At 46.1% G+C, this 24,429-nt stretch carries 21 protein-coding genes and 1 pseudogene; 6 read left to right on the top strand and 16 right to left on the bottom strand.

The genetic code is table 11. From position 1 onward, the window contains the following. Positions 1-82: 82 nt before the first annotated feature. The 6 genes from lcfA to zapA form a co-directional block, all read right to left on the bottom strand. On the bottom strand, positions 83-1,765 hold the full coding sequence (gene lcfA / locus ACZ07B_RS05535; protein ID WP_217003023.1) for an AMP-binding protein: 1,683 nt from the start codon (positions 1,763-1,765) through the stop codon (positions 83-85). A 188-nt stretch (positions 1,766-1,953) separates the two neighbouring features. Next, positions 1,954-2,358: a DUF350 domain-containing protein gene (locus tag ACZ07B_RS05540; protein WP_003237674.1), complete on the bottom strand. Its 405-nt coding sequence runs from the start codon at positions 2,356-2,358 to the stop codon at positions 1,954-1,956. 14 nt (positions 2,359-2,372) lie between these two features. Continuing rightward, the gene (locus tag ACZ07B_RS05545) at positions 2,373-4,730 is read right to left on the bottom strand and encodes an endonuclease MutS2 (RefSeq protein WP_464876985.1); all 2,358 of its coding nucleotides are present in this window, start codon (positions 4,728-4,730) and stop codon (positions 2,373-2,375) included. 20 nt (positions 4,731-4,750) lie between these two features. After that, positions 4,751-6,463 carry a DNA polymerase/3'-5' exonuclease PolX gene (polX, locus tag ACZ07B_RS05550; protein WP_128474160.1) on the bottom strand — a complete coding sequence of 571 codons (1,713 nt, stop codon included), beginning with the start codon at positions 6,461-6,463 and terminating at the stop codon, positions 4,751-4,753. A gap of 73 nt (positions 6,464-6,536) precedes the next feature. Continuing rightward, positions 6,537-7,070 carry a CvpA family protein gene (locus tag ACZ07B_RS05555; RefSeq protein WP_014477597.1) on the bottom strand — a complete coding sequence of 178 codons (534 nt, stop codon included), beginning with the start codon at positions 7,068-7,070 and terminating at the stop codon, positions 6,537-6,539. Positions 7,071-7,076: 6 nt separating this feature from the next. Beyond that, entirely contained in the window at positions 7,077-7,334 is a 258-nt protein-coding gene (gene zapA / locus ACZ07B_RS05560) for a cell division protein ZapA (RefSeq protein ID WP_003229534.1), read from the bottom strand. Between the two features lie 133 nt (positions 7,335-7,467). On the opposite strand from zapA, the gene rnhC reads away from it, so the two are divergent. Further along, positions 7,468-8,409, top strand: coding sequence for a ribonuclease HIII (gene rnhC, locus ACZ07B_RS05565; RefSeq protein ID WP_015483536.1), 942 nt, complete (start codon positions 7,468-7,470; stop codon positions 8,407-8,409). Positions 8,410-8,444: 35 nt separating this feature from the next. Here the strand turns inward: rnhC and pheT are convergent, their stop codons facing one another. Further along, on the bottom strand, positions 8,445-10,859 hold the full coding sequence (pheT, locus tag ACZ07B_RS05570) for a phenylalanine--tRNA ligase subunit beta (RefSeq protein ID WP_464876986.1): 2,415 nt from the start codon (positions 10,857-10,859) through the stop codon (positions 8,445-8,447). 15 nt (positions 10,860-10,874) lie between these two features. Continuing rightward, on the bottom strand, positions 10,875-11,909 hold the full coding sequence (gene pheS, locus ACZ07B_RS05575) for a phenylalanine--tRNA ligase subunit alpha (protein WP_185183658.1): 1,035 nt from the start codon (positions 11,907-11,909) through the stop codon (positions 10,875-10,877). An 81-nt stretch (positions 11,910-11,990) separates the two neighbouring features. Here pheS and ACZ07B_RS05580 point away from each other — a divergent pair, with 81 nt between their 5' ends. Beyond that, a complete protein-coding gene (locus ACZ07B_RS05580) occupies positions 11,991-12,197 on the top strand; it encodes a hypothetical protein (RefSeq protein ID WP_217003019.1) in 207 nt (68 codons plus the stop codon). A 66-nt stretch (positions 12,198-12,263) separates the two neighbouring features. Here the strand turns inward: ACZ07B_RS05580 and ACZ07B_RS05585 are convergent, their stop codons facing one another. After that, positions 12,264-13,010, bottom strand: a complete 747-nt coding sequence (locus tag ACZ07B_RS05585; protein WP_003246182.1) for a TrmH family RNA methyltransferase — start codon at positions 13,008-13,010, stop codon at positions 12,264-12,266. Positions 13,011-13,128: 118 nt separating this feature from the next. On the opposite strand from ACZ07B_RS05585, the gene sspI reads away from it, so the two are divergent. From sspI to ACZ07B_RS05605, 4 genes are all read left to right on the top strand, one after another. After that, positions 13,129-13,344, top strand: coding sequence for a small acid-soluble spore protein SspI (sspI, locus tag ACZ07B_RS05590; RefSeq protein ID WP_003229525.1), 216 nt, complete (start codon positions 13,129-13,131; stop codon positions 13,342-13,344). A 68-nt stretch (positions 13,345-13,412) separates the two neighbouring features. After that, entirely contained in the window at positions 13,413-14,519 is a 1,107-nt protein-coding gene (locus ACZ07B_RS05595; protein WP_348711039.1) for a CdaR family transcriptional regulator, read from the top strand. Positions 14,520-14,621: 102 nt separating this feature from the next. Further along, on the top strand, positions 14,622-16,034 hold the full coding sequence (gene glcD / locus ACZ07B_RS05600; RefSeq protein ID WP_464876987.1) for a glycolate oxidase subunit GlcD: 1,413 nt from the start codon (positions 14,622-14,624) through the stop codon (positions 16,032-16,034). Then, complete coding sequence (locus ACZ07B_RS05605; RefSeq protein ID WP_021480278.1) at positions 16,031-17,365, top strand: (Fe-S)-binding protein; 1,335 nt, start codon at positions 16,031-16,033, stop codon at positions 17,363-17,365. Before glcD ends, ACZ07B_RS05605 begins: the two co-directional genes overlap by 4 nt. 38 nt (positions 17,366-17,403) lie before the next feature. Here ACZ07B_RS05605 and ACZ07B_RS05610 read toward each other — a convergent pair whose 3' ends face one another. The 7 genes and pseudogenes from ACZ07B_RS05610 to ACZ07B_RS05640 all read right to left on the bottom strand — a co-directional run bounded on the left by ACZ07B_RS05610 (position 17,404) and on the right by ACZ07B_RS05640 (position 24,410). Then, a complete protein-coding gene (locus ACZ07B_RS05610; protein WP_250620824.1) occupies positions 17,404-17,772 on the bottom strand; it encodes a VOC family protein in 369 nt (122 codons plus the stop codon). Beyond that, positions 17,687-17,874 (bottom strand): annotated as a pseudogene (locus tag ACZ07B_RS05615) (hypothetical protein). The gene ACZ07B_RS05610 and the pseudogene ACZ07B_RS05615 overlap by 86 nt, the downstream one beginning before the upstream one ends. After that, complete coding sequence (cstA, locus tag ACZ07B_RS05620) at positions 17,817-19,613, bottom strand: carbon starvation protein CstA (RefSeq protein WP_464876988.1); 1,797 nt, start codon at positions 19,611-19,613, stop codon at positions 17,817-17,819. The pseudogene ACZ07B_RS05615 and the gene cstA overlap by 58 nt, the downstream one beginning before the upstream one ends. Positions 19,614-19,764: 151 nt before the next feature. After that, entirely contained in the window at positions 19,765-21,267 is a 1,503-nt protein-coding gene (gene abfA, locus ACZ07B_RS05625) for an alpha-L-arabinofuranosidase AbfA (RefSeq protein WP_003222445.1), read from the bottom strand. Between the two features lie 18 nt (positions 21,268-21,285). After that, on the bottom strand, positions 21,286-22,131 hold the full coding sequence (gene araQ, locus ACZ07B_RS05630; protein ID WP_217003015.1) for a carbohydrate ABC transporter permease: 846 nt from the start codon (positions 22,129-22,131) through the stop codon (positions 21,286-21,288). Further along, positions 22,132-23,073: a carbohydrate ABC transporter permease gene (locus ACZ07B_RS05635; RefSeq protein ID WP_014480514.1), complete on the bottom strand. Its 942-nt coding sequence runs from the start codon at positions 23,071-23,073 to the stop codon at positions 22,132-22,134. 35 nt (positions 23,074-23,108) lie between these two features. Next, positions 23,109-24,410, bottom strand: coding sequence for an ABC transporter substrate-binding protein (locus tag ACZ07B_RS05640; protein WP_217003014.1), 1,302 nt, complete (start codon positions 24,408-24,410; stop codon positions 23,109-23,111). Positions 24,411-24,429 lie beyond the last annotated feature (19 nt).

Raw genomic sequence — 24,429 nt, forward strand, 5'->3', positions numbered from 1 at the left:
AAATGAATGACTATTCATTCATAATTTTATGATAAGAAGGATTTTCAGGTTTGTCAAGTTTATTCATGGACGTTCTCTTTTTTTATTTGATATGATGATTTTCGGTTTCTTCTTCAAGTAAACGCCTTCTTAAAATTTTTCCCACCGCCGTTTTCGGCAGCTCTTTTCTGAACTCATAGGCTTTGGGCACCTTATAGGGAGCTAGACGTGATCTCGCAAAAGTGTCCAGTTCTTCTGCATCGGCTTTTGCGCCTTTCTTTAATACGACAAATGCTTTTACTGTTTCTCCCCTGTAGGAATCGGGAACGCCTGCGACAACAATTTCCTGGATGGCTTCATGTTCATAAAGCGCTTCTTCTACCTCACGCGGGTAAATATTGTAACCGCCGGCAATGATGATATCCTTCTTCCTGTCAGCAATATAGAAAAAGCCTTCTTCATCCATATAGCCCATGTCCCCGGTGAACAGCCAGCCATCTCTCAGCACTGCGGCGGTTTCCTCTGGTTTATTCCAGTATCCTTTCATGACTTGCGGACCTTTTACAATGATTTCTCCATGCTCATACGGAGCGGCAAGCTCACCCGTCTCTTCAGAATAGATCGCGGCGTCCGTACTCGGCCAAGGACAGCCGATACTGCCCGGCTTGTTTTTTCCCCAGATAAAATTGGCGTGCGTCACTGGGGATGCCTCAGACAAACCATAGCCTTCCACAAGCTTTCCGCCAGTCACCTTTTCAAATTTCTGCTTTACCTCCACGGGGAGCGCGGCTGATCCGCTAAGACAGCTTTTAATGGATGACAGATCATAATGCTGCAATTCGGGGTGATGCAAAAGGCCAATGTAAATTGTCGGTGCGCCAGGAAAGAGCGTCGGTTTGTGTTTGTCGATGATTTTAAGTGTTTCGAGCGGATCAAACTTAGGAAGAAGAATCATTTCGAAGCCTAGTTTAATCGAATAGTTCATGACTGCCGTCAGTCCGTAGACATGAAAAAACGGGACGATGCCCAGCACTTTTTCAGCACCTTCTTTCACGTCATACATCCAAGCGGCGCACATTTCAGTATTTGCCAAAATATTTTGGTGCGTGAGCATGACCCCTTTTGGAGCTCCGGTTGTTCCTCCGGTATACTGGAGGACAGCGATATCATGCTCAGGATCGATCTTCGGGATTGTCAGGAGTTCAGTTTTTTCCTGCTTCATACTGGAAGCGAACGTGTGAATGTTAGCTGTTTTGTCAAAGTCGATATGCACTTTTTGTTTTTGCGTCAGCGGGTAAAGAATATTCTTCGGAAAAGGTAAATAGTCTTTTACGCTGGTTATCAAAATCTGGTCGACTATTGATAACGTTTTCATTTTTATTGCCTTCGGAAAAAGCAAATCTAAGGTGATGATTACACTTACCTGAGCATCTCTAAGCTGGTATTCAAGCTCATGCTCGGTATAAAGCGGATTCGTCTGCACCACGATGCCACCGGCAAACAAGACGCCATAATAAGAAATCACTGTTTGCGGGCAATTGGGCAGCATAACAGCCACTCTGTCTCCTTTTTGCAGGCCATTGCACTGCAAAAAAGCTGCAAGTTTAAGAGCATCCGTCAGAATGTCATGAAAGGTGAGTTTTTTTCCATAAAACGATATTGCGGTTTTATCAGGGAATCGTGCGGCGGAGTCTGTCAGGATGGATTGCAGGGTTTTATTCGGCAACGGAAGCTCATGCGGGATATCGTTGGGATACTCGGCAAGCCACGGCTTTTGAGACTGCATAAAACCTCCCCTTTCGATTTTAGAGATCCACCTTATCATTATAGCAGATGGACGGCAAAAAAAAGAAAAAGAAAGGTAAATCTTTCTTTTTCTCATAATATGAACAGATATATAAGACCAATTAACAAAAAGATTCCCGCCGCGGCGAGCAGTACTTTTGCAAGCTTTTCCATTTATTCTCCGTCCCCTTATATTCCGGCTGCCACCACAAATGAAAGCCCGACAGAAATGACAAATGAAATAAAGCCGACAGCCCGGTTATCATTTTCGATTTCCTGATCAATTTTAAACCGCGGAGTCAAAAACTCAAAAATAAAGTAGCTGATCAGAAGCATAACAAACCCGTAAACGCCCCAGCCGATCATTTGCAGCAGCGAATTATGCTGGGAGATGGAATGCTGAAATACGTTTGCGATCCCCAAAATTTTTCCGCCGGTCGCCATTGCCACCGCAAGATTTCCTTTTTGAATCTCTTCCCAGTTTTTATAAGCCGTCACCAGCTCAAACACAGTCAAAAAGAGGACGAGGCAGAGAACCGCGACACTGTAATATGCCGCGATTTCCACAAGCTCGTTTTCCCAAAAATCACTCATGGCCATACTCCCTTTTATTTTAGTTCAACTACCGTAACGCCTGATCCTCCCTCACCTGCTTCACCGAAACGGGAACTTTTGACGCTGCGGTGGTTTTTCAGAAGATCCTGTACGCCTTTTCTTAAAGCGCCGGTTCCTTTTCCGTGGATGATTGACACTCTTGGATATCCGGCTAACACCGCATCATCCAAGTATTTTTCAACCCGGCTGAGGGCATTTTCATAGCGTTCGCCGCGAAGATCAAGTTCAAGCGATACGTGATAGTCCTTTCCCTTGACCGCTGTAATCATTTTTTCTTTTTTTGGCTCCGGAGCTGATTTGATAAACTCCAGATCTTTTTCTTTTACTTTCATCTTTAAAATACCGATTTGAACATTCCATTCATTGCCGCCTGTTTTTTCGAGCAATGTTCCTTTTTGCCCGAAAGTGAGGACTTTCACCTCGTCGCCAGGCTTAAAGTCGCGTTTTTGCGTTTTCGGCTTTTCCGGTTTCTTGGACTTTTCAAAAGCAGGCATAGCGCCTTCTAACCGTTTCTTCGCGTTAATCAGCTCGTGATCCTTGAAGGATTTGTGTTCTTCTTTTATGGTGCGCAATTCATGAATAATGTCCTCGGCTTCTTTCATTGCCGCTTTTACTTTTTCAGCAGCCTGCTGTTCTGCCTCTTCAAGCATTTTGTCTTTTTTGCTGTTAAGCTCGATGATTTGCTGCTGCAGCTCTTTATGCAGTTTTTCCGCTTCTTTTCTGATTGATTCTGTCTCAGAAAGCTCTTCTTCCGCACGTTTTTTGCTTTGTTCCAGCGACGCAATCATCGTATCGACTTCGTTATGCTCGGCCGTCATTTCTGACTTCGCCTGCCCGATGATATGGTCCGGAAGCCCGAGGCGTTTTGAAATTTCGAAAGCATTGCTTCGACCCGGCACACCGATTAAAAGTTTATAGGTCGGTGACAGCGTTTCGATGTCAAATTCAACGCTGGCATTCATGACGCCTTCTCTGTTATAGCCGTACGCCTTCAATTCCGGATAATGCGTCGTAGCTAACACTCGTGCATTGGTGCGATGCACGTCATCCAAGATGCTCATGGCGAGGGCCGCCCCCTCCTGCGGATCTGTCCCTGCACCAAGTTCATCGAAAAGCACAAGGCTGTTTTCATTGACCTGTTCTAAAATGCCGACAATGTTCACCATATGGGATGAGAACGTACTTAAACTTTGCTCAATCGACTGTTCATCACCGATATCAGCGAATACGTGCTCAAATACTGCCGCTTCTGACCCTTCATCTGCCGGGATATGAAGACCTGACTGCGCCATTAAGGTTAGCAGGCCTAACGTTTTAAGGGTGACTGTTTTCCCCCCGGTGTTTGGCCCTGTGATGACAATGGTTGAAAAATCGCGGCCAAGCTCGATGTCATTGGCAACAACCTGATCAGGCGGAAGCAATGGATGGCGGGCTTTTTTCAAACGGATAAAGCCGGTGTCGTTTATAATCGGTTTTGTCGCTTTAACCGCTTTTGCATATCTAGCTTTTGCAAAAATAAAGTCAAGCGTCTGCAGCACTTGCAAATCTAGAAATAGCTCCTCTGTATACTCAGCCGTTTTCTCTGTCAGCACACGCAAAATCCGTTCAATTTCTTGCTTTTCTTTCACTTTCGCCTGCTGAAGGGAATTGTTCATATCTACAATCGCCTGCGGTTCAATGAATAGTGTCGCACCAGAGGATGAGGTGTCGTGCACAATTCCTCCATAGCTGGATCTGTACTCCTGTTTGACCGGGATCACAAAGCGGTCATTCCGAATCGTAACAATCGTATCAGACAGCATTTTCGATGCGGAAGAGGAACGCAGCATCGACTCTAACCGGTCTCTGACTCTTGATTCGAGTGTTCTGAGCTGTGTGCGGATTCCTCTTAATGTTTCCGATGCATGATCAAGCACTTCTCCGTGATCATCGATGCAGGAATTAATGTCCCGCTCTAAATCGGACAGCGTGATAAGCTGTTCAGCATGCTGATGGATCAGCGGAATGTCGACACCGTCTTCAGCCATTTGGGTGATAAAATGTTTCATTTGTTTAACTGCATAAAGCAGGCCTGAGATTTCAGTGAATTCAGAAGGACTGAGAACGCTGCCGATTTCCGCCCGTCTTAATGCCCCTCTGATATCAACAAGGCCGCCAAATGGCGCTTGGCCTCTCAGCCGGATAATGTCAGAAGCTTCGTCTACTTCATCCAGCTGTTTTTTGATTTCGTCTATAGAAGCAGAAGGCTTAAGCTCGAGAAGCATTTCTTTTCCGAGCGATGAAGCGGCATGCCCAATAACCTGTTCTTTCACTTTATGAAATTCAAGAGCTGATAATACTTTTTGCTGCACGATTGTGTGAGCCTCCTTACTTAATCGTTGCGCTTCAGAAATGCCTCTACGTCTTTAAGCGACCGGGCATTCAGAACGTTTTTCGTTTCCGTCCATCCTTTGCGCGCGGCAGTAACGCCAGTTTTCATATCGTCTAACATCTCAATATTATGGGCATCAGTATTAATCACCAATGTAACCCCTTGTTCATTTGCTTTCATTAAATGCTCTGTGCGCAGATCAAGGCGCGCAGGGTTGGCGTTGAGTTCAAGCGCCGTATTTGTTTTCCTCGCAAGCTCAATCAGCTGATCAATATCGATTTCGTAACCGGCCCGTCTGCCGATAAGGCGCCCGGTCGGGTGTGCGATAATGTCAACATGCTTGTTTGTCAGTGCCGTCTCAAGCCGTTTCATAATCACGTGTTCCGGCTGATTAAAACTGGAATGAATCGATGCAATAACGATATCCATTTCCGCCAGTACATCGTCATCATAATCGAGCGTACCGTCAGGCAGGATATCCATCTCAACGCCTTTCAAAATACGGAAGTTTTCGAACTCTGCATTCAGCGCGTCAATTTCTTTTGCCTGCTGCTTAAGTCTTTCTGCAGTAAGCCCGTTGGCAACCTTTAAATATTGTGAGTGATCGGTGATCGCCATGTATTGATAGCCTTTTTTGATGCAGGCTTCAGCCATCTCTCTGATCGAAAATGCGCCATCGCTCCACGTTGAGTGCATATGGAGATCACCTTTGATTTGCCCGAGCTCTATCAGTTCAATGCTGTCGCTGTAAGTTTCCACTTCCTGTCCGCTTTCACGAATTTCCGGCGGAATCAGCGGCAGGCCGAAGTGCGCATAAAATTCACGTTCACTCGGAAATGTTTTGATCTCTCCGGTTTCAACTGTCTCAACGCCGTATTCACTGATCCGCTCGCCGCGTTCTTTGGCGATTTGGCGCATCTTAATATTGTGATCCTTTGATCCCGTAAAATGATGGAGTGTTGTCGGAAACTGCTCTTCCGTCACAAGACGGAAATCGACGCTTGTTTCATATTCAAAGGAAAGGATGACGGACACCTTCGTATCTCCGCTTGCGATCACGCTTTTGATGTTTGGCAGCTCAAGAAGCTGCTCTCTTACTTCAGCCGGATGATCTGTAGCAATGATATAATCCAGATCCTTCACCGTTTCCCGCGCTCTGCGGAGACTTCCGGCACGGGAAAATTTGATGATATGCGTAAATTGAGAAAGATGCTCCTCAATTTCCCGCGCGATCCGGAGGGCGTATCCGATCGGGAACCGTTCAGGCTGTTTTCCGGCTTCCCCGAGCGCCTGTAATATTTTCTCTTCTGATTTTTTGCCAAAGCCCGCAAGACCTTGCACCTTTTGCTGTTCACAGGCTTCCTTTAGAGATTCTGCATCGTGTACGCCGAGCTCTTTATACAGCTTTGCGATTTTTTTGCCGCCGAGCCCTGGCAGCTTCAATAAAGGCACGAGTCCTTCCGGCACTTCTTTCTGCAGCGATTCGAGCGTGCTTGACTTTCCTTCATCTATATACTCTTTAATGACGCTGTACGTTCCTTTTCCAATTCCGGACAGCGACATCATATCGTCAATTTCTGATAAGCTTCGGTCGTCCTGTTCCAAGGCTGCCGCCGCTTTTCGGAAGGCAGATACTTTAAACGGGTTGTCCCCTTTTAGTTCCATATAGACTGCAATGGTTTCAAGCAGCCGGATAATATCTTTTTTATGCATATCATAACCCCCAGACGTTCACATATGTTTCCATCATACTTGAAAAAAACTTCTCCGGACAAGAGAAGTTTTTTTATGCCCCGTACTGTGTCCACAGCTCTTGTAGGAGCCCTGACAAGTATGGTGTATGGTTAATGATCACATTTGCGAGAGACGATTGCCCCATCATTTGCTGCAGTGCATCTATCGGAAGAACGGATGCGACATACAGCAGCACAAATGTAAATAAATAGACTTCTAGAAAACCGAGAACGGCGCCCAGCATCTGGTTGATTTGTTTAATCACCGGAATGCCGGCTACAATACTCAGGAACGAGCCGATGATTCTCAGTAAGATTTTAGCAATGATAAATAAAACGATAAACGCAATCGCATTATAGTACGCTGCTTCCAAATTCCCCGTAAAAAAAGAAAGAGCCGGCTGTCCCGCTGAAAAATCGGGTGCGGGAATCCAATGTAAATGCGGTGCCACGTTTTTATAGAATAAAGCCGCAAAGGCAATTGATAAAATAAAGCTCGTCAAGCGGATAAACTGCAGGATAAAACCGCGTTTTAACCCCAGTAGAGTCCCCATCAGGAGCAAGATTAAGATGATGATATCTAGCATAGTTGTTCAATCCTTTTCTTTAAGCTGACGCTCCAGTTTTTCACATTTCTCTTGTAATTTGACATAATCGTGCACCACATTTACCGCTGTCAGCACTGCAAGTTTATTTATATCAAGGTATGGATTTTTTTCATTGATTTCTCTCATTTTATCATCAACAATTCCGGCGACATACCTCATATGGGCTCTGCTTTCTTCACCGACAATCGTGAAGTGCTGGCCGTAAATGTCAACGGTTGTTTTTGTTTTTTTGCCGTCAGACAACGTTTCTCCTCCATTCCGCGAGAATCCTAGTTCTTATCATAACACGTTTATTAAATGAATGGAAAGACGAGCCTCCCGCTGTTATGATACACTGGTATATACAGCGAAAAGTGTAAAAAAAGGAGATTATTACGTGTCCCATTCAGTGATAAAAGTATCGTTGTCTGCTATTGACCAAATGAAAATGACGTACAGCGGTTCACTTACAGCCTCTGTTCCGCAGGGAGCCGTTTTTCAGGCGAAACCGCCCGGCTGTACCATTACAGCATATAAATCAGGCAAGGTCTTGTTTCAAGGCAAAAACGCTGCGGCAGAATCCGCGCGCTGGGGAACAGCAGAGCCTCAGGAAAAGAAGAAAACGGCCAAAAAGCCGGCTGATCCCCGCTATGCCCCTCCGGCAGATATCGCCGGAATGTCTGTTATCGGTTCTGACGAAGTCGGAACCGGAGATTACTTTGGCCCAATGACGGTTGTATGTGCATACGTCGACAAAACCATGCTTCCTTTAATGAAGGAACTCGGTGTTAAGGATTCTAAAGATTTAAAAGATCCGCAAATCATCGAGATTGCCCGAAACCTGATCAAAACCATTCCATATAGCCTGCTGGTTTTAAAAAATGAAAAGTATAACAGCATGCAGGAAAAAGGCATGAGCCAAGGGAAAATGAAAGCTTTGCTGCACAATCAGGCGATCACCCATTTATTAAGAAAATTGGATGGAGTAAAGCCTGAAGCCATTTTGATTGACCAATTCGCTGAGCCAGGCGTCTACTTCAATCATTTAAAGGGCAGAGACATTGTGAAGGAGCGGACCTATTTTAGCACAAAAGCTGAAGGTATTCACCTGGCTGTCGCCGCTGCTTCAATCATTGCGAGATATTCGTTTTTAATGGAAATGGATAAACTATCACGCGAGGCAGGAATGACGCTTCCAAAAGGGGCCGGTCCTCACGTCGATGAAGCGGCCGCCAAGCTGATCCTCAAAAAAGGGGCATCTGCACTCAGAACCTTTACAAAACTCCATTTCGCCAATACGCAAAAAGCGCAGCGCCTTGCTGATAAAAAACGTTCATAGAAAAAAGCTTGCAGAGAAATCTGCAAGCTTTTTTATCAGCCTCTTAAAACAGCTTGATATGTGTCTTCTAACGCTTTCAGCACTTTGCTGTGCGCCTTTGTCACTTCTTCTTCAGTCAGTGTTTGTTCAGGGTTGACATACTGGAGTGAGAAAGCGACTGACTTCTTGCCTTCCTCCATATGTTCGCCTTCGTATACGTCAAAGACGGTTACCTCTTTCAGAAGCTTGCCGCCAGCCTCTTTAATGACGCTCTCGAGCTGTCCGCTTGTGACGGTTTTATCTGTTACAAGGGCGATATCACGTGTCACAGACGGATATTTCGGAATCGCCGTGTAAACAAGCGGTGCTGTTTCTGCCGCGAGCAACGCATGAAGATCGAGCTCAAATACGTATGTTTCCTTTATATCCAGTTCTTTTTCCAATGAAGGATGGACTTGGCCGATGAAGCCGATCAGAGAACCATTCAATAAAATGTTCGCTGTTCTGCCCGGATGCAGCTGTTTGCGTTCAGACTGTACAAATTCAATGCTGTCTAGGACGTTGAGTTTGTCTAACAGCCCTTCTACAATTCCTTTGACAACAAAGAAATCAACTGGTTTCTTTTCACCCTGCCATAGCTGCTTGCGCCATAATCCGGTAACAGCTCCTGCTACGCGTTCTGTTTCAACAGGTTTTGTGTCCTCTTCCTTCGTCAGGAAAACGGAGCCGACTTCGTACAGTGCAACTGAGTCAGTCTGCCTCGCGAGGTTGTAAGAAACAGAATCAAGCAGATTCGGAACAAGACTGTGTCTGAGAATGCTTCTTTCTTCACTCATTGGAAGCGCAAGCACAGTATTCAGTGATTTTTCAATCGCAAACGCTGCCGCTTTCTTCTCGTTTGTCAGTGAGTAAGTGATGGCTTGTGATAAGCCTGCGCCTTCAAGGAAGCGTCTGACTTTACGGCGTTTTGCCTGGTATGGCGTTAATCCGCCTGTAGTTCCCGCTGTCTCAGGAAGCGTAGACGGAATGTTATCGTAGCCGTACAGTCTTGCCGCTTCTTCGATTAAATCCTCTTCTATTGTAATGTCGCCGCGGCGTGATGGGACGGTCACAACGAGAAGTTCACCCGCTTCACCGACCGTAAAACCGAGACGTTTATAAATGCTGATCAGTTCTTCTTTACTGATCGTCAGGCCTAGAACGCTGCTCACTTTGTCAGCAGATACGTGAATGTTATTTGCTTCGATTGTCAGGTGATCTTCCTCAACTGTTCCTGCAAGCACCTCACCGCCGGCATACAGATGGATCAGCTGCGCAGCCCGTTCTGCTGCAAGACGTACGCGCGCCGGATCAATTCCTTTTTCAAATCTTACGCTTGATTCACTTCTCAAACCAAGGTCTTTGGAAGCCTTGCGAACCGTCTGCCCGTTGAAATACGCAGCCTCAAGCAAAATCGTTTTCGTATATTCCTGAACCTCTGACTCTGCTCCTCCCATGACACCCGCGACGGCCTGCGCTTTCGTTCCGTTTGTAATGACAAGGTGATCGGCGGACAGCTTACGTTCTTGATCATCAAGAGTTACGATCATTTCATTCTCAGCTGCTTTTCTTACTACGACTTCCTTAGAGCCAAATCTGTCATAATCAAACGCATGAAGCGGCTGTCCGTATTCCAACAGGACAAAATTTGTGATGTCAACGACGTTGTTGTGCGGACGAATGCCTGCATTCATCAGCTTTGTCTGCATCCAAAGCGGTGACGGAGCAATCGTGACATTTTTAATGATTTTTGCAGTGTACAGCGGGTTCGCTTCTTGATCTTCAATTTTGACTGAAATGTAATCAGACGCTTGTTCTGAAGCAGCCGGGTAATCCGTTTGCGGAAGCTTTACCTCAGTGTCTAAAATTGCGGCAACCTCGTAAGCAACACCAAGCATGTTCATGGCATCCGCGCGGTTTGGCGTTAAACCCAGCTCAAGAATCGCATCGTCAAGCTGTAAAGCCGCTAAGGCATCGCTTCCTGTTTCAGCGTCATTAGGGAATACGAAAATGCCTTCTGCATACTCCTTCGTCACAAGTTTGCTTTCGATACCAAGCTCCTGTAAGGAACAGATCATGCCATTTGATTCTTCACCGCGAAGCTTGGCTTTTTTGATTTTGAAATTGCCCGGCAGCACCGCTCCGACTGTTGCAACTGCGACTTTTTGTCCCTTATCCACATTCGGCGCGCCGCAAATGATTTGTACAGGGGCTTCAGCTCCGATATCCACAAGGCACTTATTCAGCTTATCAGCATTCGGGTGCTGCTCGCGCTCCAGCACATGGCCGATGACAACGCCTTTGATGCCTTCTCCTTTGTATTCAATTCCTTCAACCTCAATACCGGCTCTTGTAATTTTTTCAGCAAGAACAGCCGGGTCCATGCCTTTTAAATCAACATAATCCTCTAACCATTTATAAGAAACAAACATCCTTGCATCCTCCTCTTACGCCTGTTTAAACTGCGAAATAAATCTGACATCGTTTGTATAGAAGTGGCGGATATCATCAATGCCGTATTTCAGCATCGCGATGCGCTCAACACCCATTCCGAATGCGAAGCCCTGATATTCCTTCGGATCAAAGCCAGCCATTTTAAGCACGTTCGGGTGAACCATTCCGGCACCGAGGATTTCAATCCAGCCTGTTCCTTTACATACTGAGCAGCCGTTCCCACCACATTTAAAGCATGTCACATCCACTTCTACTGAAGGCTCAGTAAACGGGAAGAAGCTTGGGCGGAGTCTGATTTCGCGGTCTTGTCCGAACATTTTTTTCGCAACAAGTTCAAGCGTTCCTTTTAAATCACTCATGCTGATGTTTTTGTCAACGACAAGCCCTTCAATTTGCATAAATTGGTGAGAGTGCGTCGCATCATCGTTATCACGGCGATATACTTTACCCGGGCAAATGATTTTAACGGGACCTTTGCCTTCATGCTTTTCCATCGTCCGTGTTTGGACAGGGGAAGTTTGCGTTCTCATCAAAGTCTCCTCTGTGATGTAAAAGCTGTCCTGCATATCGCGCGCAGGGTGTTCTTTCGGAAGATTGAGCGATTCGAAGTTGTAGTAATCCGTTTCAACCTCTGGCCCTTCCTCGACTGTGTAGCCCATACCGATAAATAAATCTTCAATTTCTTCAATGACAACAGTGAGCGGATGGCGGCCGCCGACTGCAACAGGGTTCCCCGGCAGCGTGACGTCAATTGTCTGTCCTGCAAGCTTCTGTTTCATTTCCTCTTCTTCAAGCTTCTCGTTTTTGTCAGCAATCGCATTGGCAATACGCTCCCTTACTTCGTTCGCGAGCGCCCCCATTTTTGGACGTTCCTCAGCAGAAAGCTTGCCCATTCCGCGCAGCACTTCTGTAATCGGCCCTTTTTTTCCGAGATATTGCACCCGAATATCATTGACAATCTTCAATGAGCTTGCCGCTTCTACTTGTTCTAAAGCTTCTTGTTCCAGCTGTTTTAGCTTTTCTTCCATTTTGCATCCTCCTTTTATGTAAACAAACCGTCATATGTCTTTGGAAAATAAAAAAAACCCGTCCCTTGTACAAGGGACGAGTTGTGGCCGCGGTACCACCCTTATTTCAGACAGACTGATGCTGTCGTCAGCTTCATTGACATAACGGAATCAGATTCCGGTTCACCTTTACGCGCAGTGTACGCGGTCCCGGCGACAACTCAAGAGGTGAAGCCAATTTCCGGCTGCGTTAAAAATGCTCTCAGTCAGCGGCATTTTCTCCCTGGAAAGCAGATGATCAGAAATTGAGGTCCTCTGTCACGGTTTTTGAAATATTATGTTCTATTATAGAGAAATCCAACGCTTGGCGCAACACTATCCTCGCAAGTGATACACGAGGATGGCAGCCGCAACCGCAACGTTTAGTGATTCAGCCTGTCCGTAAAGCGGCACGTACAGGTTCAAATCCGTTTTTTCCAGCAATGCAGCATCCACCCCTGCACCTTCATTTCCTACAATGAGCGCAAAGGATTCAGACTGAGGAATCTCCTGGTAAGGCGCTCCGTTTTGCAGCGCCGTGCCGTATACTTTTACGCCCTCTGCCTTCAATTCGTCCACATATGAAGGCAGGTTTCTTCTCACAACAGGAATATGGAAGTGAGATCCTTGAGCAGATCGCAGTGTTTTTCCGTTAAAGGCGTCCGCCGTGCCGTCACCGAGTACAACCGCATCCAAACCGGCCGCATCAGCCGTTCGAATCATTGTGCCAAGGTTTCCCGGATCTTGAACAGCGTCAATCAGCAGCACCTTGCGTGCCGTTGCCAGCTTTTCTTCAGGCATATGGCACACAGCGGCAATCTGCTGCGGCGTTTCGGTTTCAGTCACAGCTGAAAACGCATCTTCACTCAGCATATAGCACTGGATACCAGTCTCAAGATCTGAAGGAATCCTCGTTTCATCCTTTACAAGGATTTCTTTCACAATGCCCGGGCTTTTCAACGCCTCTTCAACGAGGTGTTCTCCCTCTATCAGAAATGTATTTGTTTTTGTTCGTTCTTTTTTTGTGTGAAGCTTTTTCCAATCCTTCACTTTTTGGTTTTTTGCCGATTCTATTTGTTTCACTGTCTATGTGGCGCTCCTTTTTTTAACATGATGTTATTATATCGCAAGAACAGCACATAATAAACCAGGTGCAGGGTTAGAATATACGTATTACATTTTAGAAAAAGGAGCGTTTTACATGGATCTTAATTTACGTCATGCCGTCATTGCCAATGTCACCGGCAATAATCAGGAGCAGCTTGAGCATACAATCGTAGATGCTATTCAAAGCGGTGAAGAAAAAATGCTTCCAGGGCTCGGCGTTTTATTCGAAGTCATTTGGCAGCACGCATCCGAAAGTGAGAAAAACGAAATGCTGAAAACGCTTGAAGGCGGATTAAAACCCGCCGAATAAGACATGAAACCGGGTGACAGCGCCCGGTTTTTTTCTTATATAATAAAAACATGATGAGGGGGAACGCCATGTTTTTACAGCCGTTATTAGCGAAAAAAATTATTGCTGAAGTTAAAAAAATGTACGAACGTGAAGTCATTATTGTAAACACGGACGGTCTTATTATGGCAGGCACAAACGATGAGCGTGTCGGACAATTTCATGAGGGAGCGCTTATCTGCGCAAAAGAAAGACGCAGCGTGATTATTACAAAAGAAGATGAAACAAGGTTAAAAGGAGTGAAAGCAGGCATAAACCTCCCTGTATTTTTTGACCATGATGTGATCGCCGTCTTCGGGCTGACAGGTGAGCCTGCAGAGATTCAGCCATTCGGAGAACTGCTTCGAAAAATGACAGAGCTGTTCATTAAGGAATCACGGCATTTAGAGCAATCCCAGTGGCGTGAGAGAATGCTGGAGTCCTTTATGATCGATTGGCTGCAATTAAAGGAGTGGTCTCCCAGTTTTCTTGAGAAAGCTCAGCTTCTTGGTGTTGACCTTTCCTCCCGACGCCAAATGATTCTTATTCAGGGGTATGAGTGGTCACGTCATGATATTGAACAAATGGCACGCAGCTGGAAATCCTCGTACCCTGCGGATTTGTTCATCAGGTGGGGAAATGAACGGATCTTGATTAATCATGAAGTGCCGCAGCATGAACAAAGGGATCGGCTTTTACGGAAGATCCTTCACATTTGTTCGTTTGCCAATACCGCAAACAGCCAATTTGCAGCAGCTGGCGCCGGAAGGGCTGTCGCAAGCTCCAGCCTGACAGATTCATACGAGCAAGCGGAAAAAGCGCTGGCTGTCAGCCTTAAGCGAAAAACGCCCATATTTGAAGAGGATCTGAAGCTTGATATGTGTCTGACGGAGATCAGCCCGGGAACCCGAAACGAATTTCCGCAAAGAGTATTAGGAGAGGCGCTTGAGCATCAGGAACTTATGAATACGTTACGGACTTTCTTTCATCACGATTTGTCTTTGAAACAAACCGCAGAAGATATGCATATTCATATCAATACATTGCGTTATCGTCTGGCTAAGGCTGAACAGCTGACGGGTTTACGTTTTGACCGTACCGAGGACGTCGTCACGATGTACGTTGCACTCTATTTTTTAGATCAAGATACAAAATAGAGAGAGTTTCAGTTTCATTTTTTGTATGTTTCTCCATGGAAGGCTTTGCTTTTTTTCTTTTACAATAGATTGAAAGCGTTTTTTGACAGGGGGATGGGTGAAATGATCACCAAGGATGTAAAGGAGCAGCTGATTCGGGTCTCCGGACCAGAAAACTTTGATGACTCGAATGCCGGCCGTCTCGTCTATTCATATGATGCGACGCCTCAGTATCAGTCTATGCCTGATGCCGTGATTGCTCCAAGGAATACTGAAGAAGTATCACGCATTTTAACAATTTGCAGCGAACATCGAGTGCCGATCGTTCCAAGAGGATCAGGGACAAACCTGTGCGGCGGCACGTGCCCGACTGAAGGCGGACTTGTGCTTCTCTTTAAGCACATGAACCGGATTCTTGAAATTGATGAAGAAAATTTAACTGCCACAGTTCAGCCGGGCGTTATTACGCTGGATATGATCAAGGCAGTTGAAAGCAAAGGTTTGTTTTATCCGCCCGATCCGAGTTCTATGAAAATCTCAACTATCGGCGGCAACATCAATGAAAACTCCGGCGGGCTCCGCGGATTAAAATACGGCGTCACCCGCGACTATGTTATTGGACTGGAGGTTGTGCTCGTAAATGGTGACATCATCCGCACCGGCGGAAAACTCGCAAAGGATGTGGCCGGATACGATCTCACACGTCTTTTTGTCGGCTCAGAAGGAACACTCGGCATTGTGACAGAGGCAATCGTCAAGCTCGTTCCAAAGCCTGAAACAAAAAAGACGATGCTTGCCCTATATGAAAATATCGATGCCGCTGCTCAAACGGTATCAGACATCATTGCCGCAAAAATCATACCCGCCACGCTTGAATTTCTCGACCAGCCTACACTTTTGGTGATTGAGGATTATGCCAAAATCGGACTTCCGACAAGCGCAAAAGCAGTTTTGTTAATTGAACAAGACGGGCCATTTGAAACTGTTGAACGGGATATGGAAAAGATTGAGGCGATCTGCAAAAAAGGCGACGCCGTTTCCGTTCAGACCGCACAAACAGAGGAGGAAGCGTTTGCCCTGACTGAAGCCCGGCGTTCTGCACTTTCTGCCCTAGCCCGCCTCAAACCGACGACGATTTTAGAGGATGCGACCGTTCCTCGCTCAGAAATCGCCAATATGGTTAAAGCGATTAATGATATTGCTGCTAAATATGATATTTCCATCTGCACCTTTGGCCATGCGGGAGACGGGAACCTTCACCCGACATGCACGACAGACATAAGAAATAAGGATGAAATGGAACGTGTCGAACAGGCTTTTGCCGAGATTTTTGAGAAAGCGATTGAACTTGGCGGGACGATAACCGGAGAGCACGGAGTCGGGGAAATGAAAGCGCCTTACTTGGAAATGAAGCTGAAAAAAGAAGGCATTGATGCGATGAAAGCGTTGAAAGCGGCATTTGACCCCCGGAACATATTAAATCCCGGCAAAATGTTTGCGAAAGATGCGAGAAAACGTGTGGTGACGGAAAGATGACAACAGAAAAAGAAATGAAACAGATCCAAAATGAATTTAAAGAGCGTATGGATGAAGGCGAGTTATTAAATTGTATGCGCTGCGGTTTCTGTCTTCCTTCCTGTCCGACCTATATCGAATCGGGATTTCAGGAAACACACTCTCCGCGCGGGCGCATCGCCTTAATGAAAGCCGTAGCCGACGGTATGATTGAACCGGATGAAGATGTCGAACGGTCGCTGTCACTTTGCCTCGGCTGCCGCGCCTGTGAGCCTGTATGCCCGTCTGGCGTGAAATACGGGCAGCTGCTTGAGGAAGCCAGAGATATTATCCACCAAAATAAAAAACACTCGCTTGGTGAACGTGTCATGCGAAAGACGGCTTTTCACGAGCTGTTTCCGCATCAAAACCGCATGCGCTCAGCTGTAAGCCTTATCGGTTTGTATCAGCGTTCAGGACTGCAAACCGCTGTGCGAAAATCAGGCATGCTTCGGGTCCTGCCTGAGCATTTGCGGACGATGGAAGCTGTTCTTCCTGATGTTCCAAAAAGCAAAGACATGAAACATCGGCCGCGTTTCCTGCCGTCCATTGGTCCCATGAAAAAACGGGTCGCCTTTTTTTCGGGCTGCTTAATGGATACAATGTTTTTACCGACCAACAACGCCACATTGAAGCTTTTACAGCTGGCAGGCTGCGACATTGTCATTCCGCCTGAACAGGCTTGCTGCGGGGCGCTTCATGGACACAGCGGTGAAAAAAACACAGGGAAAGAGCTCGCGAAACAAAATATCGCTGCTTTTGAAGCGTTAGACGTGGATGCTGTCATTACAAACGCAGGAGGATGCGGAGCCTTTCTCACTGAATATGATCATTTGCTGAAGGATGACCCTGAGTGGTCGGAACGGGCTGCTGCGTTTGTTCAGAAGCTGAAAGATTTTTCGTCCGTTTTGGTTGAGCTCGATTTCCATCAAATGGATCTAGCACTCGAGACGCCGCAGATCATTACCTATCAAGATTCATGCCACCTAAGAAATGTAATGCATACGTCGCTTGAGCCCCGCCAGCTTCTTAAAAGCATCAAAGGGGCGGAATTCAAAGAAATGGAGAAAGCAGACAGCTGCTGCGGATCAGCGGGAATTTACAACATCGTCGAAGCTGAAATGTCTATGAAAATACTGGACAGCAAAATGGCTGCCGTCAAAGCAACCGAAGCGATCCTCATTGTAACAGCAAATCCCGGCTGCCTGCTGCAGATGAAGCTCGGCATTGAACGCGAAGGACTAAGCGGTAAAGTCAGAGCCGTTCACCTGGCTGATTTGCTATTGGAAGCAGCCGGGCACAAAACATCATGAGAAAGCCCAAAACAGACACTGTTTTGGGCTTTTGTGCGTTATTCCATCGGACTGCAAATTTCGATATAATGTCCATCCGGATCAGCGATATAGGCGACCGTCTGCCCCCATGGTTTCACTTTTGGCTCCCCGATAATCGATACGCCTTGTTCTCTCATCCTTTTGATGACCGCTTCTACATTTTCAGTAACAAACCCGATTTCAAATGTGTTTGAAGCAGATGTATCCGGAATGTCCAGCGCCGTGATGTCTCTGGCGCTTTCCCGCGTATTAAGCGCCAATATCGTAGACCCTGTATCAAATTCGACATAAGTGCCGTGTTCAACACGAATCGGCAGTCCTAAAATATCCCGGTAAAAATGAATAGCCCGCTTGCTGTCCGATACGTATAGAATAAGATATTTCATTGATAGATTCATTGAAAACCCCCTCAACATTTTCAATAGTCCTTCTAGCCCGGTATAGACGCTTCCATCCTTAAGCTCGGATCTTTCCACATCTGCGCCCATTTTTTCACAGCCGCCACGATAATGATGAAGCCTAACACCAGCATGATGATAGATAATACGCCATTCAATACACTATATCCTGCTGCTTCAGGATTGAGATACACATTGCGCACCATCCAATAGCCCGCATAATTGACAGTGACATATAAATAGGCAAGCGGGATAAGGCAAGTCAGAATGTATCGGCGTTTATCAGCGATTTTCAGCACGATGGTCGCTCCGATAATCAGCCCCACTGAAGCCATCAGCTGATTAGAAACGCCGAACAGCGCCCAAATGGAACCGATATCTCCTGAATACAGCAAGTACCCCCACATCAAACAGGCAAGCGCGCTGGCAAATACAGAGCCCGGAATCCAGTCTGTTTTCTTCAGCGGCTTATACACCTCCCCGAAGAAATCCTGGATCAAATAACGGGCGACGCGTGTGCCGGCGTCAATCGCTGTTAAAATAAAGACCGCTTCAAACATAATGACAAATTGGAAAAAGTATGAGGCCAAATGGCTGAAAAACGGCATTCCGGTAAAAATATAAGTCATTCCCACCGCAAGCGTGACGGCTCCCCCTGTTCTTCCTTCTAAGTCCAAACCGATTTCCCTGCTCAATTCAGGCAAATGTACGACATTCATGCCAAGTGTACGGAAAACCTCAGGCGTGCTGTTAATCGCAAAGTAATCAGCAGGCTGTAAAGCGGTCGCTGCAATCAGCGCCATGATGCCGACAAGACACTCAACAAGCATTGCGCCAAACGCAACCGGCTTCATATCACTCCATTTATTCAGCATTTTCGGTGTCGTTCCTGAGCCGACAAAGGCATGGAACCCAGAGATCGCCCCGCAGGCGATGGTTATTGAGATGAACGGCCAGACAGGTCCTGCCAGCACCGGCCCGCCGCCTTTTACGAATTCTGTAAACGCAGGGAACGGAATGGACGGATTGACGACAAACACACCAACAATCAAAGCGATAAAAACACCGATTTTCATAAAGCTGCTTAAATAATCACGCGGAGCAAGAAGCAGCCAAACGGGAAGCGCAGCCGCAAAAAACGCATAAACAGGAAGCGCGATTGCAAGCGTTTTCGTATCTAGCGTTAAAAAGTCACCGAGCGCGGTAGTCTGTACCCATGGACCGATAAAGACTCCTGCCATTAAAAAGAGAAAGCCGACCGTTGAAGCGAGCTTTAAATTTCCCGTTTTCTTATAAAATAAGCCCACACCCATCGCAATCGGAATCGTAATCCCTACCGCAAATGTTCCCCATGGATTACGTTCAAGCGCATGCAAGACAACCATCGACAGGCCCGCCATTGTGATCGTGATGATAAACAGCATGGACAGTCCTGTACAAAATCCTGCAACAGGGCCAAGCTCATCCTTCGCCACTTCCGACAGCGATTTTCCGTTTTTGCGCATCGATGCAAACAGCACCACAATATCATGGACGGCTCCCCCAATTACCGCCCCGATTAACAGCCACAATAATCCCGGCAAATAGCCAAACTGCGCCGCCAGAATGGGTCCGACCAGCGGACCGGCCGCTGCGATTGCGGCAAAGTGATGGCCGAACGAAACCCATTTATTTGTAGGCACATAGTCTTTCCCATCCTCAAGCGCATGAGCAGGTGTTGGCTTGTCATCATTCACTTTGAGAACCTTCACCAGCATAAATGTTCCGTATAAACGATAGGCAATAGCCAAAATACACATTGATGCTATCACAATTGTAACCGCATTCATTTTCTCCCATCCCCTTTGCTGTTTTTCATAAATATATCATAATTTCATGGTGAAAAGCGGTCATTTTTTCCTATACAAAAAGCCGGCTTGAACGGGCCGGCTCGTGGCAGTTGAAAGACAAGCCGGAGATTTCTCTCCGGCTTTGCTATTCTTATGATTGTTTTTTCAGGCGGATCACATTCCAGGAAAGCGGCGTGAAATGAGCAGTTAAGCCGTTTTCGCTGACAGACGATGTTCCGTTGGAATGCGGAACGACATTTTTTCTGTTATGCTGGTTTGTCGCTTTGATATCCTGATGCTCAAGTACGATGTGCTCTGCGATTTGGTAGGATTCAAAGCCTCTGAGCGAAATCTCCGTCTCCATCTGATCCTCAGCCTTGTTTACCGCAAAAATAGTGAGGGTTTCTTCCTCTTCAGAGTACACAACAGCAGCATCAACATATGGCACATCAGTGAAATCAGAACAGTCGTACTTCGGAGAAGAAATAAGCGGTTTCAGTGACTCGCCCCTTCCATAAACAGAAGCATGCATGTATGGATAGAAAATCGGCTGTCTCCATGCTTCTCCGCCTTTTTCCGTCATGATCGGCGCGATGACATTGACAAGCTGTGCAAGACACGCAATTTTCACACGGTCTGCGTGCTGCAGCATCGTAATGAGCAGAGAGCCGACTAATAAGGCATCTTCAAAATTGTAAATATCCTCTAAAATCGGACGCGCAGTGATCCACGGCTCGACTTTTTTATCAGCCTCATTTGAGTGGTACCAGACGTTCCATTCATCCAGAGAAAGATTGATTGTTTTCTTGCTGCGTGTTTTTGCTTTTACATAGTCACAGGTCGCAGCGACTGATTTGATAAAATGATCCAAATCCATAGAACGTGCCAAGTAGTTTGGCAGATTGTTATCCCGGTTTCCGTAGTAAGTGTGAAGAGAGATATAGTCGACATGCTCATACGTATGCTCAAGCACCTTCGCTTCCCAATCGATAAAGGTCGGCATGCCGCTGTTTGAGCTGCCGCAGGCAACGAGTTCAATTGATGGGTCAACCCACTTCATGACCTTTGCTGTCTCTGCAGCAAGCCGTCCGTATTCATCAGCTGTTTTGTGGCCGATCTGCCACGGTCCATCCATTTCGTTTCCTAAGCACCATGTTTTGATGCCATACGGCTGTTCATAGCCATGCGATCTTCTTAAATCACTCCAGTAAGAGCCTTTCGGATGGTTGCAATATTCAACGAGATTACGAGCGGCATCTATGCCTCTTGTGCCAAGGTTGACGGCCATATTGACCTCAGTGTTCACCTTTTTTGCCCAAGATAAAAATTCATTTGTTCCCACTTCATTGGTTTCTGTCGTTTGCCATGCCAAGTCAAGCCGTCTCGGGCGGTTTTCGACTGGTCCGACACCGTCCTCCCAGTTGTATCCGGATAAAAAGTTTCCGCCCGGATAGCGGATGATGGGAACCTGTAATTCTTTGATCAGCGACTGGACATCTTTTCTAAATCCATCTTCATCCGCTTCAGGGTGATCAGGCTCGTATATGCCTTCATATACCGCACGACCCATATGTTCGATAAACGAGCCATAAATCCGTTTATCTACTTCACCGATTTTATATTCTTTGTCTACAATCATTCGCGCTTTTTTCATCACACGTTTCCTCCTTCATTAACCTTTGACTCCCCCTACCGTCAGGCCGGAGATAAAGTACTTTTGGAAAAACAAGAAAATGATAATCACCGGCAAAATCGCAAATACTGAGCCGGATATAAGCATGTCGTAATTATTTCCATAAGGGCTCAGCAAGCTGGACAGCCCTATTGGAAGCGTAAACATTTCTTTCGACCGAAGCACAATCAGCGGCCACAAGAAGTTGTTCCAGCTGTTTAAGGACTGAAGGATAATCATCGCACCGAAAGCCGGTTTCATCAGCGGTGCCATAATCCTGAAAAAGATGCCGAATTCCGTACAGCCGTCCATCCTTGCAGAGTCCAGCAGATCTCTTGGAAGGCCAAGAGCATATTGCCTGAAAAAGAAAACCGCAACAGGTGAAACGATAAACGGCAATATGACACCCGTATATGAATCGATCAAGTGCAGTCCGACGGTAAGCTTAAACAGAGGAAGCATCATCACTTCCAGCGGAACCATCATGATAATCAGCACAAGAACAAAGATGATATTTCTGCCCTTAAAATCATAAACCGCAAGCCCGTACCCGATCATCGAAGAAAAAAACAGGGTGAGCATGGTTGTGAAAAGCCCAAGTACAAGACTGTTAAAAAACCATTTGAAATAAATGCTTCCGCCGCTAAACAGAAATGTATAATTATCAAGACTCATTACTTTAGGATCAATGTCGAGATTGAGCCCCACACGCAAAAGCTCAGATGACGGCTTTAATGATCCTAAAAGCAAACAGAAAATCGGAAAAAGATACAATAGGCTCAGCATAATAAAAAACAGGGTTAGTGCGATTCTGTAAACGCTGAACTGAGGACTGTGCCGCAACATTTATCCCTCCCCCTTAAACGAGCCTGACAGCTTTAATGAAATCAGGCTGACAACAAGGATCACAATCAAAAGCACGATGCCGATGGCTGCTCCGTACCCCATTTCGTTGTAGGCAAGTCCCTGCTGATACAAATATCCGACAAGCGTCAGACCAATATTACCCGGGGAATTATTCTGCCAAAGGACGTAGCTCTCCTCAAACATCCTGAAGCCGCCGATAATGCTGATGGTCAGCACATATACGGTTACAGGCTTGAGAAACGGCAGAGTGATGTGCAGAAATTTTTTCATTGTATTCGCGCCGTCTATATCAGCGGCTTCGTACAGCTCTTTCGGCACATTTTGCAAACCGGCTAAAAAGTAAAGGATGTTGATTCCCATCCATCTCCATGAAGCAAGCAGCACCATCAAAAACATGCCGGTATGTTCATTGTTCATCCAGTTCTGAGGTGAAAAGCCGAGTTTGAGTAGGATGGAATTGGCCAGAGACGTTTCCATTTCTCCGAAGATCAGCCGAAAAATGATCCCCGCGACAATGGTGGAGGTCAATGCCGGGATGAATAGTGCTGATTTAAATATATTTCTAAATTTGACCAGCTTTGAATTCAGGAATATGGCCAGAAGCAATGGGACAGGAATCAGCACGATTAGCGTCCAAAAGGTGTATTCCAGCGTATTCCAAAGGGCGGTATAGAACGTCGGGTTGTTTAGCGCTGTATAATTAGACAAACCGACAAAGGACACCTCTCCCGGCAATATTCTTTGAAAGCTCATGATGAAGACACTAATGATGGGGTATAGAAAAAATACGAGAAAGGATAAAACGAATGGCGCTGTAAACAGATAGGGCGCCGCTTTTTTCGAATAAAATACATCTCGCCAGCCTGATTGTTTCGCAGCTGAAGGAACGGGATGAACCGTTCCCGTTTTCACAGGTTTCATGAGAACCTCCCCGCTTTCACTTTTTGAATGGGATTCTATTTCTGTTTCAGTTCACCTGCCGCTCTGTCCAAGGCTTGTTTAGGCGTTTTTTGCTGAGATTTAAGCGCGTCGAACAACACGCTTCTGTTGACAAGGTCTGAAGCCTTGGCAAAATCCTCATGTAAATAAATTGGATTGATTTCATCCTTGATATCGAGCAGCACAGAAAAAATGCCTGTTCCGTTTTGGAAGTAATCCGTGTATTTGTTTTTCTCTTTCAATTCCTTGGAGCTCCAAACATCCCAGCGAAGCGGGTCAAAGCCGAGTACGCTCCAGAGTTTTTTATTTCCTTCTTCAGAGCCCTTCGCAAAGGCCAAAAACTCTTTTGCTAACTCAACATGCTTGGATTGCTTCGGTACAACAGTTGCCGTACCGCCCAAACCTGCCGAGCGGTCGCCCCCCTTTTTCCATGCCGGGAGCGGTCTGATGGCAATCTTCCCTTTCAGATCAGGCATATAATCGATAAATCTTCCCATATACCAAATCGGCATGAGGACTGAAGCAGCTCCTCCTTGGTTCATAAAGCCGTAGTATTCTTCACTGTGATGCCCGCCGCCCGGCGCAGGAATCATCGTTTTATCATTGATCATGTCTTTTAAATATTGAAGTGTTTTTACGTTGGTGTCATTATTGAGGATCAGCTTGCCGTTTTTATCAAAATAGCCTGAGTTTTGCTGTGAAATCATAGATAAGAACGTTGCGGAATCATTTGTTTCCACCGTTCCCATCGGCTTCCCGGTCACTTTGCGCACTTTCTGTCCGGCTTTATGGTAATCATCCCATGTTTTAATATCGTCAGGATTGACGCCGGCTTTTTTCATCACATCCATGTTATAAAACATGACCGTTGTCCCTACATGTGTATCGAGTCCGTAAAGCTTTCCGTTTTTGCTGTACAATGTCAGCCGCGCCTCAACGAATTTATCGCGATCCTTTTCAATCAGCGGAGTCAAGTCGGCAAGCGGTATGTCAGAGCCCTTCAAAAAGTTTGAAAAACGGGCCAATTCGACATCTGCAATATCAGGAACGCCTTCTCCCGCTATTAGGGAGATAGATAAGTTATCGTGCATTTGTCCATATGGATAAACGACCGTATTCAGCTTAATTTTGCGGTCAGGATATTTTTTGTTCCATTCCTTCACCATTTCCACATAGAACTGCTCATGAAGCCCGTTAAATGTCCAAAAGGTCAGCTCGGTTTCACCCGACTTCCCGGATGATCTTTCTACTGAACACCCAGCAATGACTAATGTCAGCAGCATCATGAGCACAAGAAAACAGACAGTCATTTTTTTCATCTGCGTTACCCCTTCCATT

The organism is Bacillus sp. 9.4 (assembly GCF_055486415.1).